Source organism: Listeria rocourtiae FSL F6-920, from assembly GCF_000525975.1.
GTDB classification, from domain to species: Bacteria; Bacillota; Bacilli; order Lactobacillales; family Listeriaceae; genus Listeria_A; species Listeria_A rocourtiae.
Genome location: NZ_AODK01000054.1, coordinates 1 through 14385 on the forward strand (window position 1 = coordinate 1; position 14385 = coordinate 14385).

At 42.1% G+C, this 14385-nt stretch carries 18 protein-coding genes and 1 riboswitch; all 18 genes read right to left on the bottom strand.

All coding sequences use genetic code 11. From position 1 onward, the window contains the following. Positions 1-10 precede the first annotated feature (10 nt). The 18 genes from queD to PROCOU_RS14465 all read right to left on the bottom strand — a co-directional run bounded on the left by queD (position 11) and on the right by PROCOU_RS14465 (position 14367). Positions 11-442, bottom strand: coding sequence for a 6-carboxytetrahydropterin synthase QueD (gene queD / locus PROCOU_RS14380; protein ID WP_036073702.1), 432 nt, complete (start codon positions 440-442; stop codon positions 11-13). After that, the gene (gene queC, locus PROCOU_RS14385; RefSeq protein WP_208293618.1) at positions 439-1107 is read right to left on the bottom strand and encodes a 7-cyano-7-deazaguanine synthase QueC; all 669 of its coding nucleotides are present in this window, start codon (positions 1105-1107) and stop codon (positions 439-441) included. The genes queD and queC overlap by 4 nt, the downstream gene beginning before the upstream one ends. A gap of 12 nt (positions 1108-1119) precedes the next feature. Continuing rightward, entirely contained in the window at positions 1120-1611 is a 492-nt protein-coding gene (queF, locus tag PROCOU_RS14390; protein ID WP_036073706.1) for a preQ(1) synthase, read from the bottom strand. Between the two features lie 10 nt (positions 1612-1621). Beyond that, a riboswitch (PreQ1 riboswitch) is annotated at positions 1622-1666 on the bottom strand. A gap of 208 nt (positions 1667-1874) precedes the next feature. Beyond that, positions 1875-2240 carry a fluoride efflux transporter CrcB gene (gene crcB / locus PROCOU_RS14395; protein ID WP_036073708.1) on the bottom strand — a complete coding sequence of 122 codons (366 nt, stop codon included), beginning with the start codon at positions 2238-2240 and terminating at the stop codon, positions 1875-1877. Further along, a complete protein-coding gene (gene crcB / locus PROCOU_RS14400) occupies positions 2237-2635 on the bottom strand; it encodes a fluoride efflux transporter CrcB (protein ID WP_036073710.1) in 399 nt (132 codons plus the stop codon). Before crcB (PROCOU_RS14400) ends, crcB (PROCOU_RS14395) begins: the two co-directional genes overlap by 4 nt. Positions 2636-2791: 156 nt before the next feature. After that, complete coding sequence (locus PROCOU_RS14405; protein WP_036073712.1) at positions 2792-3316, bottom strand: HdeD family acid-resistance protein; 525 nt, start codon at positions 3314-3316, stop codon at positions 2792-2794. A gap of 149 nt (positions 3317-3465) precedes the next feature. After that, positions 3466-4539, bottom strand: a complete 1074-nt coding sequence (locus PROCOU_RS14410; RefSeq protein ID WP_036073715.1) for a chitinase — start codon at positions 4537-4539, stop codon at positions 3466-3468. Between the two features lie 283 nt (positions 4540-4822). Further along, positions 4823-6259 (bottom strand): glycoside hydrolase family 1 protein, encoded by a 1437-nt coding sequence (locus PROCOU_RS14415; RefSeq protein WP_036073717.1) that lies wholly within the window; start codon positions 6257-6259, stop codon positions 4823-4825. A 135-nt stretch (positions 6260-6394) separates the two neighbouring features. Continuing rightward, positions 6395-6670, bottom strand: coding sequence for a GNAT family N-acetyltransferase (locus PROCOU_RS14420; RefSeq protein WP_036073719.1), 276 nt, complete (start codon positions 6668-6670; stop codon positions 6395-6397). 12 nt (positions 6671-6682) lie between these two features. Continuing rightward, positions 6683-6910, bottom strand: a complete 228-nt coding sequence (locus PROCOU_RS14425; RefSeq protein ID WP_036073763.1) for a (4Fe-4S)-binding protein — start codon at positions 6908-6910, stop codon at positions 6683-6685. A gap of 9 nt (positions 6911-6919) precedes the next feature. Further along, complete coding sequence (gene yidA, locus PROCOU_RS14430) at positions 6920-7732, bottom strand: sugar-phosphatase (RefSeq protein WP_036073721.1); 813 nt, start codon at positions 7730-7732, stop codon at positions 6920-6922. Between the two features lie 4 nt (positions 7733-7736). Continuing rightward, a complete protein-coding gene (locus PROCOU_RS14435; protein ID WP_077913475.1) occupies positions 7737-8381 on the bottom strand; it encodes a histidine phosphatase family protein in 645 nt (214 codons plus the stop codon). Between the two features lie 58 nt (positions 8382-8439). Further along, positions 8440-9210: an alpha/beta hydrolase gene (locus tag PROCOU_RS14440; RefSeq protein WP_036073726.1), complete on the bottom strand. Its 771-nt coding sequence runs from the start codon at positions 9208-9210 to the stop codon at positions 8440-8442. A gap of 64 nt (positions 9211-9274) precedes the next feature. Beyond that, positions 9275-10234, bottom strand: coding sequence for a ring-cleaving dioxygenase (locus PROCOU_RS14445; protein WP_036073728.1), 960 nt, complete (start codon positions 10232-10234; stop codon positions 9275-9277). 15 nt (positions 10235-10249) lie between these two features. Beyond that, complete coding sequence (locus PROCOU_RS14450) at positions 10250-10666, bottom strand: MarR family winged helix-turn-helix transcriptional regulator (RefSeq protein WP_036073731.1); 417 nt, start codon at positions 10664-10666, stop codon at positions 10250-10252. Between the two features lie 52 nt (positions 10667-10718). Beyond that, on the bottom strand, positions 10719-11246 hold the full coding sequence (locus tag PROCOU_RS14455; protein ID WP_133620453.1) for a TetR/AcrR family transcriptional regulator: 528 nt from the start codon (positions 11244-11246) through the stop codon (positions 10719-10721). Between the two features lie 108 nt (positions 11247-11354). Further along, positions 11355-12815, bottom strand: a complete 1461-nt coding sequence (locus PROCOU_RS14460; RefSeq protein WP_036073734.1) for a glycoside hydrolase family 1 protein — start codon at positions 12813-12815, stop codon at positions 11355-11357. Between the two features lie 118 nt (positions 12816-12933). Then, entirely contained in the window at positions 12934-14367 is a 1434-nt protein-coding gene (locus PROCOU_RS14465) for a 6-phospho-beta-glucosidase (protein WP_036073737.1), read from the bottom strand. Positions 14368-14385: the final 18 nt, after the last annotated feature.

Genomic DNA, 14385 nt, shown 5'->3' on the forward strand with positions numbered 1-14385 from the left:
ATATTCGCGCTCAGTCATGCATATCACCCACATATTCACAAAAAGAAGTCGGCGTCTCACCCAACCGAATCGCCGAAACTGGTAGGTAAGGCGTCAGCCAATCATAAATCACTATCGCCATCCCCTCTGCCGTTGTTCGACAAGGTAACGCGACTGTCTTACGATTCATCTCTTCTAATAACTTTGCAATGCGACATTCATTTTCATTTCCATCAAAATAAGCAAAAGCATGATCTAATTTTGCCGTCACATGCTCCTTCACGACCCGCTTAATATCACCGTAATCCAACACCATCCCAGCTTTTGAACCCGTTGCAATCAAGTCCCCAGTCACTTCCACTTGCAGCGTATACGTATGACCATGCAAATTATGACATTTTCCATCATGCCCATCCAACATGTGCGCCATATCGAACGTAAACTCCTTCGCAATCTTCATCATATCGCACTTCCAGCCTTCTGCGCCAAGTACTCCGTCAAGCCCTTCTCTCGCAACTCACAACTTGGACATTTGCCACATCCGCCGTCCACACCCATATAACACGTATGCGTATGCTCCCGAACATAGTCCAGCCGTCCCAAATCATCCGCCAGCGCCCATGTCTGCGCCTTCGTCAAATACATCAGCGGCGTCTTCACCACAAAAGGATAATCCATCGCCAAATTCAATGTCACATTCATCGATTTCACAAACACATCACGGCAATCAGGATAACCACTAAAGTCCGTTTCACACACACCAATAATAATATCCGTAATGCCCTGCCCCTTTGCATACGTTCCCGCAAGTAACAAGAACAGCGCATTACGCCCATCTACAAACGTATTCGGATACTCCTCCGATTCCCCTTGAGAAATCTCCAGCGACTCATCCATCAACGCATTATTTGTCGTTTGTTTTATAACCGACGTATCAATCACCGTCTGCTTCACATTCAAATCCTGCACAATCCATTTCGCCTTCTCAAGCTCAATCACATGCCGCTGACCATAGAAAAACGTGATAACCTCCACATTCTCTTTGCCATAATCCTGAATCGCCTGAAACAAACAAGTCGTCGAATCCTGCCCACCAGAAAAAATCACTAACGCTTTTTTATTTGTCATTTTCATTTCCTCCTACCGATTATCCACTTTTTCAGGGTACATGTCATGATTCATTAAACGATGCATAGCAACTTTTTCCCAACGCGTGTCAGGCTTGCCATAATTTGCATACGGATCAATTGAAATCCCACCACGTGGCGTGAATTTCCCCCATACTTCAATGTATTTTGGCCCCATGAGCTCGATCAAATCCTTCATTATGATATTGATACAATCCTCATGAAAATCGCCATGGTTTCGAAAACTAAACAAATAAAGCTTCAGTGACTTACTTTCTACCATTTTTTCGCCAGGCACATAAGAAATATAAATCGTCGCAAAGTCAGGCTGTCCAGTCATCGGACAAAGACTTGTAAACTCCGGACAATTAAATTTCACAAAGTAATCATTGTTAGGATGCTTATTCGGAAAAGCCTCCAACACTTCCGGCGCGTAATCCATAGAATACGCCGTCCCCTGATTTCCTAAATGTGTGACACCAGCCAGTTCATCTTGGTTTCTCATATTTACTTTTCACTCCTTAGTTTTTTTTACGTGGGAGATCTCGAACCACGAAAGCTTTAGATTAGTTCCTACACGTAATAAATCGGCTCTCAAGCGCTCGATTTGCGTGAAGCAGATTTTTTCGTCCTACCCAAAGAACAAAAATCAATTCGGCATCACATCGTGTTTGGCAACTCATCTTAGCTTCTTTTAGAAATTAACACAGTTTTTGGGAATAGTCAAAGAAGTATGCGCTAAGATAATGCGTAGCGCACACTTCTTTGTTATATTATTGACCCTGCGAACATACCAGCAACGATTAGCGCCAAACCCAAAGAATAAGTCACGGCTTGGTATAAAACTACTTTTCCCCATTTCCGTTCTGTTGCTAGTTGCACACTCTCCAGTTTGAACGTTGAAAAAGTTGTAAAAGCCCCTAAAAAACCTGTTGTCGCGAGCAAATTCCAATCAAAAGACAATTGCAACTGAATCACGAAGCCCAACACAAATGCTCCCGATAAATTAATAATCAATGTCGCAATCGGAAAATCCCATTCCACACGGCGTTTTATCCAACTCGACAACGCATATCGCGCATTTACCCCAAAGAAAGCACCCATCGCGATGGAAATCACGTCCAACCACATCATAAATCTCCCCCTCTGACTGCTTCTCTTTTGCGCACGAATCGTCGTTCACCAAGTGCAAAACCAATCCAAGCCAACAAATTTCCACCTAAAAAACTAAGCCCTAAATATGTAACTGCAAAAATCACTTCTCCTGACTCGAAAAGCTGTACCACTTCCAAGCTGAACGTTGAAAAAGTTGTATACGCGCCCAGAAAACCAGTTCCAATTGCCAAAACCAGATCCGTATTTAAAATCGTTAATCGGAATAAGTAGGTTGTGCAAAACCCTAGTATCAAGCAGCCACTCCAATTCACCAGTAACGTACCTAAAGGAAAATCAGCTCCCCAGAAAAGCCCCATTCCCAACCCAACAAAATACCGACATAACGCACCCGTCATGCCAGCCACTCCAATCATCAAAAAAACGCTTCATCCGTGAAGCTCACCTCGTTTCTATTCACGCTGATAATACCATGAAACTAGCCCTTAATACAATGTCAAACCTACACTAAAATATATTCCATCCACTACATTAAAAACCTCCCCATGAACGTGTCACAAGGAGGTTCTATATTATTTCATTTGTTTACGAATTCCATTAAACAGTAACAAGCACGCAATGCCTTGGAAAATAAAGAATGCACCAAGTATCAAGCCTACTGTTACTGCAACAATCGCTGAACTAAAGAGCGAGATAATCGCGATTAATGCACCAATAATACCAATAATCATGATGAAAATCCAGCCTTTAGAACCTTTTACCGAGAACGCCATCACGATATTAAGAATCGCCGAAGCAAGTACCCAAATAACGAAAATTAGCACGATAAATTTCTCACCAATATTGTTGTTAATCAAAATAATTAACCCCGCTAAAAATGATAAGGCTCCATCCAAAAGAATCCAATTCGAGATTTTCAAAACTTTACGTCCTTTAAAGTAAGAAATAATCTCATTTAGACCATTTAGTAATAATACAATTCCAATTACGAATGTGAAAGTCGCAAGCGACGTACTTGGATTAAATACAAACCAAAGTCCCAGCCCAATCATTACAAGTCCCATTACTAAAATAAAATACAAATAAAATTTACGCATGATTCCATTCCTCCCCTGATAGTATTTGCAAAACCTTTGCTTTATTACTATACCCTAAGAATCACCGTTAAATCTACTTTTAAGCCAAACATTTTTTTCTAGAAAGCAGAAAAAACCGAGTAGCAAAAAACTACCCGGCTTGATTTTAATTATTTGGTACCTAAGAATGGTCCATATGTGTTGGCAAACGCATTATTATATGAAACACCCGCACTATTCTTACCAGCATCCCAATTCGCAGACCACGTCATAATACCTTTAATTGGAGTTCCTGCGTTTTTCAACATATTGAATGCATCGAAAACGTTCTGCGGATTAACTACATATCCAGTTGCTGCAGCATCATTATTCGCCGGCAAGCCAATAACTAGTTTATCAGCCGGAATTTGTAGATAACCACGCGTACCATGAATTAACGAATCTGCCATATAATAGAGAAACTCTTTTTTCAGAGTATCATTGTTTTGCGCAATCCATTGGTTCGTTTCATCAACCCAAACACCATCGCCACCTTGGTTATAAAATTGAGGCGCGATATAATCATAGTACCCAGTTAGCGACATAATATAACTTTGATATGCTGCACCTGGTTTTAAGTATGGAAACTCTGGAGCCATCGTAATTAAGAAATTTTTACCTTGCGCAGAATAATAGTTTTTCACAATTTTAAGCGCCGCAGGAATCACCGTTTGGTTATTTCCAGCAGTAATCGCCGTTTGCTCTAAATCAATATCCAACCCATCAAAGCCGTATGTCTCCACTTGACGAATAATCTCATTAGCAAACGCTTGCTCATCACCTGTTTGCAATTGAACGTGTCCATCCGCGCCACCAAGTGCTAAAACAACGCTACGTCCTTGTTTATTCAAAGCCCCAACTTGCGCTCGGAATTCACTGTCTGTTAACCCAACTGGTTTAAATGTTGGAATCCGATTCACACCATCACCCTTCATGAAGGAGACCGGAACCACGTTATATGCCGCGTTCACATCTTTTAACGCAATATCAGCTGATGTGCCTTGCTTGTAACCATCCTTACCTGCAGATTTCCAGCTATGCCAATAACCAACCAGAACCTGCTTACCTTGGATGCTAGGCATCGGTGTTGCATCATCAACTGCCGCATGAGCCTGTGTTCCTCCCGTTAAAGAAACCCCAACTGCAACCGCCGCTGTCAAAACTCCGCCTGCTACCCATTTCTTCGTGTTCGTCCAATCTATCATTAGTAAATCCCCCTCATTGTTCACGCTTTCAAATAAGCGTTTTTGCTTTGTCATAATCCGTGACACTAAGCAAATACCCTTGCAATTGAAAGTAAAACCTCGCCAATAATTGGTTTAAACTGTACTAGGTCTATACCAATCTGAAATATTAGATTGATTTGTCAACGCTTCCAAAGATGCCCATTGCACTTAAAAATAAAATTGGGCTATTTTTTGAAATATGTAAAAAGAGCCCCACTGCATCTAACAAGTGCTAGTAGGCAGAGAGGCTCTTTTCAGCTATCTATAATTCTTTCCCGTTTGTCTCAATCACTTTCTTATACCAATAAAAACTATCTTTCGGAATCCGCGTCATCGGTGCATCATCAGAAATATCACGATCCACATACACAAAACCGTAACGCTTTTGATAACCGTTCAACCAGCTCAAAAGATCCGTAAACGACCATGTGCAGTATCCAAGCATATCCACACCGTCATTAATCGCAGCTTGAATAGCGCTCACATGAGAACTCAAATAGTCAATCCGATACGCATCATGAACTTGCCCATCCTCCAACTTATCAAAAGCCCCCAAGCCATTTTCCGTAATCAAAATCGGCAATTGGTAACGGCTATTAATCCGACGAAGTGCAATATGAAGCCCATCAGGATCAATTGTCCAATCCCAGTCAGTTGTTTTAACATGAGGATTCTTCACTTTCTTATACAAACCAGGAATCCCAGTCTCCTCCGCTGTCCCTTTTTTACCAGTTGTATTGAACGTATTACTTTGCCCAACACCATCCAGTGGATTGTGCGCAGCCGTCGCCGATTGATAATAATTTAAGCCCATGAAATCAGGTTTCGCAGACGCGAGCAACTCCATATCCCCAGGCTCAATTGTTGGCGCCAGATCGTTCTCTTCCAAGTAACGCCAAACCGCCTTTGGATAAACGCCCCATGCATAGATATCCATCCAAAAGTAACCATGGAGCTCTTCCGCATTTTCCGCAGCAATCACGTTTTTAGGATCTGTATCAACTGGATAATACGGCGTGTACGCAAAGCTCGGTCCAATTTTACCATCCTTCACAATCTCATGAAACGCATTAATCACACTCGCATTCGCCAAGTTCGCAATATGATTCACCTGATACATCCGTTTATCATCCGTCACTTTCGGTGGATGAAGCGCCATTGAATAGCCAAGTGTCACAAAAATATTCTGCTCATTCAAAGAAATCCAATACTTGACACGGTCACCATAACGTTTAAACAACGCTACCGAATAATTTGTGAAATCCTCCACTACTTGACGTGATTCCCAGCCACCATACTCATCCATTAACGCCTGCGGAATATCCCAATGATAAAGCGTCACAAGTGGCTCAATATTGTATTTCAACAATTCATTAATCAAATCATCATAAAACTGCAAACCAGCCTCATTCACTTCACCTTTACCCGTGGGAAAAATACGACTCCAAGCAATCGAAAAACGGTATGCCTTCAATCCAGCATCCGCCATCAGCTTCACGTCTTCCTTATACCGATGATAATGATCCACTGCCACATCACCATTAGTGCCTTCATATGTCGTACCAGGAATCTTCACAAAGTTATCCCAAACAGAAGGTCCTTTACCATCCGCATCCCACGCACCTTCAATTTGATAGGCTGCTGAGGCAGAACCCCATAAAAAACCTTTCGGAAAAGCCGTATGTTGTTTATGCTCCATCATTAAAACCTCCATTTAGGTAAAATATATTCTTCTCCATTTTAAAGTATATTCTTTTGAATTGATAGCAGTAAGTTACTATTTCCCGGGAAATATTAAAAAACCCGTGCAAAATCACAAACGGGTCTCTCATCTCTATGCCTTAATATCGTCGTATTTTTCAGGTTTGCGCTCAAACTCCGCCTTCGCAAATGGACAAGTTGCAGTAATCTTCTTACCTTCCGCACGCATCGTATCAGCCACTTTCTCCACAAGTTGCGATGCAATTCCTTGACCACGAAGACTCTCATCAACAAAAGTATGATCCAAAATAACAAGCGAATCCCCACTCGGAACCCATGTTACTTCTGCAATCAATTTTCCATTCTCATCTTCTTTGAAAAAACGATTTTCACCTCTAACAAATTCCATCATCATAACCTCCTATTTCATTTGATACTTCAAAGCACCACTTGGACATCGATGTATGACTTCTTGAACTTTTTCAGGCAATGCATTATCAGGAACTATCCACGGTTTTCGACTTGTATCAAATACATCTGGGTCACCCTTCACACATTCCGCTGCGTGTGCACAAATCGCCGTATTAAAATAAACATCGATTTTCTCACCTCGGTACTCACGATAACCCTTCTCTATCCAATCACTCATTAGCCACACCTATCCTTCTAAAACATATTTATTGATTGCATGCGCAACGCCACTTTCTTCATTGGAAAGCGTAATAAAATCAGCCATCGCTTTAATTTTATCAATCGCATTCTCCATTGCGACACCAACACCTGCATACTCAATCATCGTCGAATCATTTTCTTGATCACCAATACACATAACCTCACTCTGGTCAATGCCAAGTTTTTGCGCTAAATTATGCACCGCATTTCCCTTACTCGCATCCAGATTCAGAATCTCTAAAAAGAACGGAGAACTACGAACCAAGTTATATTTTTCACCAAAGCTAGTTGGAATTTTGGCAATTGCTGGCGCTAAAATTTCTTCTTCATCAATGAACATCGCTTTAGAAACCATAATATCTTTAGAAATCTCATCCATTGGCGTGTAAAACAAGGGCGTATTCGTCAAGTAAGACTCATAAACGGTATACTTTCCAATATCACGATTCGGCGTGTACAGATTATTAATGTCATTAAAATGCATATGCAAGCCGAGTTCATGACTCATTTCGTAAATGTCCATAATGTTATCATGATCCAATGTCAAATGAGAAATAACCTCTTTGGTAAACGTATCTTGCACCATCGCACCATTAAATGTAATCACATAGTCACCTTCACGCTTTAGCTCCAAGTCCGACAAATATTGTTGTACACCCGTAATTGGGCGCCCTGTACACAAGACGATTTTGACACCTTTCGCTTTGGCTTTATGAATTGCCATATGAACCTCTGGCGTAATCTCGTGCCTATCATTAAGCAATGTTCCATCTATATCAATCGCTATTAATTTTATCATCTGCCTAAACCCCCTCAACTATCCCCTCAAGATGAGAGGTGTCATTCGCCGTAACTACACGGAATTCGCCTTTTTCATACTCCACAACTGTAACACTAGTATTCAAAATGTGTGGAGTTTCCGTACGATGCGTCTGCAAATCTGCTCCCTGCAAAGCAACAAAAATCAAAACCCGCAACGCCATCCCGTGTGAAACTACCAAAATATTGCCCTCTGGTTGCTCCTCTAAAATCTGCTCCACAGCTAATTTTGTGCGACCCTTCACTTGGTAATAAGTCTCACCCTTGCTAACAGTAGCTCCATACTCTGCCGGATTCTCCAACATCATCGCGTACTCTTCCCCATAATTCTCCGTGATATCCGTAAAAAGCTCACCTTCCCAGATACCAAAACTCATTTCGCGAAGTCCTTGAAGCGTTCTTACCTCTATATCACGATCACCCAGAATGTAACTCGCCGTATCGACTGTGCGCTTACTCGGGCTAGAATAAACAGCCGTAAAGTCCACATCTCGCAGTGCTTCACCAGTTGCAATTGCACCATGAATACCTTCTTCAATAAGCGGTGAATCACCCCAACCCTGCATTCTTCTGGCCAAGTTCCATTCCGTCTTACCGTGCCGTACAAAATAAAAAGTGCGTTTACCCAAAATATTGCCTCCTCCAAATTAGCTATCCACTAAAATTGTACCACTGTTTCGCAGAAAATTAAATGAAGTTTCGCACTTTTAGCCAATTTTCACAGAGTTTAGGCCAAATTTTAGCCTCTAGGTTATCTGTTGCCATTCCAAGCCCATGATTTCCTTGCTCAAACGTATGGACAGAATGTGGAATATTGTGCCGTCTAAGCGCTGCTGCAAAAATAAAACTATTATCAACGGGAACCACTTGATCCTCTTCCGTATGCCATAAAAAAGTGGGTGGTGTATGATTGGTGACGTGCAACTCATTTGATAAGTCAAGAATCTGCTGCTTTGTCGGTGCTTCCCCTAATAAATTATGCAAACTACCTTGATGTGTCAGCGCCCGCATCGTAATAACTGGATACGCCAAAATCAACACATCTGGACGCGTACTATATTGATGCATCCGATCCTCCGCATCAGGTCGCCCTTCGTCAATATGTGTCGCCAAAGTGGAGGCTAAATGACCACCCGCCGAAAAACCAATCGCACCAACCCGATTCGGATCGATCCCCCACTCCTCCGCACGATGTCGCACCATGCGCATCGCCCACTTTGCATCTTCTAAAGGAACTGGATGTTTATACGGTGCAACCCGATAATTCACAATAAACGCTGCAATACCAATACTGTTCAACCACTCCGCAACTGGTTTCCCCTCACGCTCCGTCCGATTTCCATATCCACCACCTTGAAAAATCAACATCGCTGGAACCTCGTGCTTACTAGAAACTAAAAATCGTTCTAAACTAGGACAGTCCTTGTTGGCTATGCCTTCATACCTGATTTCTGTCATATGTTTTCACCGCCTATTATTATGTTATCCCTATCATAATAGATACTGATGCTTTTTACCATTATTATTTATCACTATCAAGCTCCGTCAAATGCGCTTCAATATCCGCCCGACGCCCTTCTAATGCAGGTGGAAGCTCTACATACGTCCCGTGCTCTTTTGCAAAATCCGTCTTAAATCCTGGTCCATCCGTCGCAAGTTCAATCAAAATACCATTTTCCTCTCTAAAATACAGTGAGTGGAAATAATGACGATCCACAAAACCAGAATTCGGATATCCTAAGCCTTGAATGTACGCCACCCATTCACGCAGCTCCGCATCATCCGCAACCCGAAATGCCACATGATGCACACTACCTAGCCCCTCGACAGCATGAGGATCTTTAAAATTAGCCTCTAATTGAACCTCTGCGCCGGAACCACCATCTCCAACTTGGAAAACAGTTACCAAACGCTCGTCATCCTCATATGCGCCAACCCGATGGAATCCAAGAACCTTCGTCAACACTCGATCAGTCTTTTCTTTTTTCAATGTCGAAAATAAAACTGGCCCCAGCCCAGTAATCGCAAACTCCACAGGAACCGGGCTATCTTGCCATGGATTTCCACCCGCAACACCTTTATTCCGCTCATCTGAAATAAGCTGAATCGCCAACCCGTCCACATCCTCAAAGTCCAAAACCTTTCGATCAAATTGTTCATAAACGCCCTCATGTTTCACGTGAAACAATGTTAAACGCTCTTCCCAATAAGCCAATGCTGCATCATTCGGTACACGTAAGCCTATTCGTGCAATCGAATTATACCCTTTACGTCCTCGATTTGCTCTAGGAATTTCAAAAAACGTAACAGTTGTGCCTGGATTCCCAATTTCATCTGCGTAATACAAATGATACGTATACGGATCATCCTGATTCACTGTCTTCTTCACTAATCGCAAGCCCAAAACCTTCGTATAAAAATCAAAATTAGCCCGCGCATTCTCCGTTATAATCGAAATATGATGTATTCCTCTTAATTCCATCCTAATCACTCCTCACTAATCATCTAATTTTTTTAACAAATCAAGTAACAGTTTTTGCTCGTCGCGCGTTAGCTTCCCAAACTGCGCCTGCTGAAATGCCTCTTGTGCGGGCACATTTTCTATATAGCAAGTCTTACCCTGCTCCGTTAAAGCAATATACTTCTCTTTCCCTTGCTTTCTCCGACAAATCAAGCCCTGCTCTTCCAACTTAACAAGCAATTGTGTGATATTTCCTTTGGTGACTACAAGCCGATCCGCCAAAGATTTTTGCGTTCTCTCGCCTTCTAAACCAATCTGAGCAATCACATCAAATTGCGCCATCGAAAGATTTGCTTTTTTAAGATTTTGATTAGTTAATTTAATATTGCGATTATAGAATCTACTGAGTCTAAACCAAAGTAGCAAGCCTAATCTTTGCTCTTTTTTCACCAAGATAATCACCCCTCACAATTAGTTTAGTACTAAACTATAAAAAAGCAAGTTTTTACTCTTGATTGATGATTTCCTCTAAATATAAGATGACCGCCTCCGCGCGTTTCGCATCCCAAACCCCGCACATTGCGCCATACCACATACCATCGAGTGCTACGCTAAGCAAATCCGCACGAACTTCACCAATCTCTGGAGCCATTTTTCCAAGCTCCCGATGATATACATCCTGCCAAACCGCCGTTGCCTCCTCATTTGAAACTAAAACTTCCATCGAAGCCGCATGCACCTTAATCAGTTCAGAATCATTTAATTGCCGCAAGTTCCCCTTCAAAAAAGCATGAACATGGCGCAAAGCATCATCTTCAGATATCTTTTCATACTCCACAGCAATCATTTTTTCATACTCGCCAACAGTGAAGTGCGTTAATGCCATCATTAGATCTTGCTTATTCTTAAAGTGATAGAAGATGGCAGGTTTTGTGATGCCAACTTTCTCAGCAATTTTCGCTAGGCTTAACTGGTGAACCCCATCCTCCTGAATAACCTGTATTGCCGCATCAATCAGTTCCTGTTTCTTCATTTCACATCCTACTTTCCATTGCGTTATTAGCTTAAATGTAACGCAAAAAATATCTTTAATCAAGACAAAAAGAGACTAGCTACAAAAACCGCTAATCTCTTTTCTAACTTACGCTAAATCTTCACCATTCGTCTCAATCACTTTTTTATACCAGAAGAACGAATCTTTACGTGAGCGAGCCAGCGTACCATTTCCTTCATCATCCTGATCCACATAAATGAAACCGTAACGCTTCGACATTTCACTCGTAGACGCACTGATTAAATCAATTGGCCCCCAGCTCGTGTAACCAATCAAATCAACGCCGTCTGCAATCGCTTCTGCCATCTGCTCGATATGCTTGCGCAAATAATCAATACGATACGGATCATGGATCGCACCGTCCGCTTCCACGGTATCATATGCACCCAAACCATTTTCCACAATGAAAAGTGGTACCTGGTAGCGATCATACAATCCATTCAGCGTCACACGCAAGCCTTTTGGATCAATCTGCCAGCCCCAATCAGAACTTTCCAGATATTCATTTTTCACGCCGCCCATGAAATTTCCGCCCGTTTGATCACGATTCGGATCAGCCGAAACAGATAATGTCATGTAATAACTAAACGACAAGTAATCTACAGGATAATTTTTCAGAAGTTCTAAATCGCCATCTTCCATCTTGATTGTAATATCATTTTCTGCAAAATAACGCTTGATAAAACCAGGATAGTAACCGCTCACTTGAACGTCTGTAAAGAACAAATTCATCTGATTTTGGTGCTGAGCAAGCAAGATATCATCTGGATTATTCGTCGCCGGATACGTTTCCATCCGTGCCAACATACAACCAATTTCAAAATCTGGATTAATCTCGTGGCCTAGCTTAACGACCTTCGAGCTCGCAACAAATTGATGGTGCGCCGCTTGATAAGAAACTTCCAGCGGATTCTCCACACGATCCACGACCACGCCACCACCAGTGTACGGGCTAATCGCGATGATATTAATCTCATTAAATGTCAGCCAATACTTCACTTTATCTTTGTAGCGTGTCATTACCGTTTCTGCATAGCGCACATAATGATCGATAACTTCTCGACTCGCCCAACCATTATATTTCTGCGTTAAACCCAGTGGTGTCTCATAATGCGATAACGTCACCAGTGGCTCAATGCCATATTTCAATAACTCATCAATCACATTGTCATAAAATTCTAAGCCAACCTCATTCGGCGTTAAGTCATCACCATTCGGAAAAATACGTGCCCAATTAAACGACAAACGAAACGTCTTGAATCCCATTTCTGCAAACAGCGCGATATCTTCTTTATAACGATGGTAAAAATCGACACCGTCACGCTTTGGGAAACGTGCCTTAGATTTTCCCGCCAAAATCTCCTCAATTTCAGCCGAAGTTACGTCCAGCGCATGCCCGCCACCACGCTCCTCTTTAGGAACAAACTTAACCATATCAGCTGTAGAAAGGCCCTTGCCATCTAAATCAAAACCACCTTCTACCTGATTCGCAGCCGTTGCACCACCCCATAAAAATCCTTCTGGAAATTGCTTTTTGATCTCTACCATTTATCTATTCGCTCCTCTCAATCTTGTTTACATTTTGAGTATACTCCATGTAATGCATTACAGAGCAAGTAATAATTAAGCCGAACTACAAAATATTTTTTACAGTTCGGCTCTTATTTTATGCTAAATCACTACCATTGCTCTCAATTACCTTCTTATACCAATCAAATGATTTCTTCTTAGAACGATCCAGCGTTCCTTTACCTTCATTATCGCGATCCACGTAAATGAAACCATAACGTTTCTTCATCTCACCAGAACCAGCACTGACAAGGTCTATGCAACCCCACGGTGTATAACCAATCAAATCGACACCGTCCTCAATCGCTTCGCCCATTTCGCGAACGTGCTCGCGCATATAATCAATTCTGTAATCATCATTAATCGAGCCATCAGCCTCAACCGTATCCACTGCACCCAAACCATTTTCCACAACGAACAATGGTTTTTGATAACGGTCGTAAATCGCATTCATCGTAATACGCAGTCCAAGCGGATCAATTTGCCACCCCCACTCACTCGCTTCTAGATTCGGGTTACGCAATGTCGCAAAAACATTACCTTCTGTCTCCTTCATCACTTCAGGATCAGCACTTGTTAGGCGCGAAGAATAATAACTAAACGCCACATAATCCACCGTATGATTTTTCAAAACATCTAGATCGCCGTCTTCTATCACTAGATTAATATTGTTTTCCTTGAAGAAACGCTTGCTATAGCTTGGATAGTAACCACGCGCCTGCACATCAATGAAGAAGTAGCCCTCACGATCCGCTTCAAGCGCCCTCCAAACATCTTTCGGATCACATGAGAACGCATACGTCGTACCAGCCGCCAACATGCAACCAACTTGGTTTTCCGGATCAATCTCATGCGCCAATTTCGTTGCCATCGCAGAAGCAACCAACTGATGATGCGCTGCTTGATACTTTACCTCTTCCGGATTCGCTTCACCGTTCACATCAATACCGCCACCAAAAAACGGCAAATGTAAAATCATATTTATCTCGTTAAATGTCATCCAATATTTCACTTGCCCCTTGTAACGTTTAAAAATAACATCGCAGAAATTCAAATAAAAGTCGATACACTTACGATTCTTCCAACCGCCGTACTTCTTGAACAGTTCAACCGGCGTATCAAAATGGTTAATAGTAACAACAGGCTCAATCCCATATTTCGCACACTCCGCAAAAACACGATCGTAAAATTCGAGCCCAGCCTCATTTGGTGTCGCATCATCGCCATTTGGGAAAATCCGTGGCCAGCTAATCGACAAGCGGAACGACTTGAACCCCATTTCCGCAAACAACGCAATATCTTCCTTATAACGATGATAAAAATCAATCGATTCATGACTCGGATAATAATTATAGGTCGTTTCAAGCGCTTTTTTCGGATTCCTTGCCGCTTCCCAACGTCCTTCCTCGACAGATGGCAATAAATCAACAGGCGACAAGCCCTTCCCATCCTCTAAATACGCACCCTCGCACTGATTAGCAGCAACCGCGCCGCCCCATAAAAATCCTTCTGGAAATGGTGATTTTGTCATAATAATTCTCTTCCCTTC

Bases quoted from the DNA above. Each gene is read 5' to 3' on its own strand.
- queD (WP_036073702.1), bottom strand. From the start codon at position 442: ATGATGAAGATTGCGAAGGAGTTTACGTTCGATATGGCGCACATGTTG.
- queC (WP_208293618.1), bottom strand. From the start codon at position 1,107: ATGACAAATAAAAAAGCGTTAGTGATTTTTTCTGGTGGGCAGGATTCG.
- queF (WP_036073706.1), bottom strand. From the start codon at position 1,611: ATGAGAAACCAAGATGAACTGGCTGGTGTCACACATTTAGGAAATCAG.
- crcB (WP_036073708.1), bottom strand. From the start codon at position 2,240: ATGATGTGGTTGGACGTGATTTCCATCGCGATGGGTGCTTTCTTTGGG.
- crcB (WP_036073710.1), bottom strand. From the start codon at position 2,635: ATGATTGGAGTGGCTGGCATGACGGGTGCGTTATGTCGGTATTTTGTT.
- PROCOU_RS14405 (WP_036073712.1), bottom strand. From the start codon at position 3,316: ATGCGTAAATTTTATTTGTATTTTATTTTAGTAATGGGACTTGTAATG.
- PROCOU_RS14410 (WP_036073715.1), bottom strand. From the start codon at position 4,539: ATGATAGATTGGACGAACACGAAGAAATGGGTAGCAGGCGGAGTTTTG.
- PROCOU_RS14415 (WP_036073717.1), bottom strand. From the start codon at position 6,259: ATGGAGCATAAACAACATACGGCTTTTCCGAAAGGTTTTTTATGGGGT.
- PROCOU_RS14420 (WP_036073719.1), bottom strand. From the start codon at position 6,670: ATGGAATTTGTTAGAGGTGAAAATCGTTTTTTCAAAGAAGATGAGAAT.
- PROCOU_RS14425 (WP_036073763.1), bottom strand. From the start codon at position 6,910: ATGAGTGATTGGATAGAGAAGGGTTATCGTGAGTACCGAGGTGAGAAA.
- yidA (WP_036073721.1), bottom strand. From the start codon at position 7,732: ATGATAAAATTAATAGCGATTGATATAGATGGAACATTGCTTAATGAT.
- PROCOU_RS14440 (WP_036073726.1), bottom strand. From the start codon at position 9,210: ATGACAGAAATCAGGTATGAAGGCATAGCCAACAAGGACTGTCCTAGT.
- PROCOU_RS14445 (WP_036073728.1), bottom strand. From the start codon at position 10,234: ATGGAATTAAGAGGAATACATCATATTTCGATTATAACGGAGAATGCG.
- PROCOU_RS14455 (WP_133620453.1), bottom strand. From the start codon at position 11,246: ATGAAGAAACAGGAACTGATTGATGCGGCAATACAGGTTATTCAGGAG.
- PROCOU_RS14460 (WP_036073734.1), bottom strand. From the start codon at position 12,815: ATGGTAGAGATCAAAAAGCAATTTCCAGAAGGATTTTTATGGGGTGGT.
- PROCOU_RS14465 (WP_036073737.1), bottom strand. From the start codon at position 14,367: ATGACAAAATCACCATTTCCAGAAGGATTTTTATGGGGCGGCGCGGTT.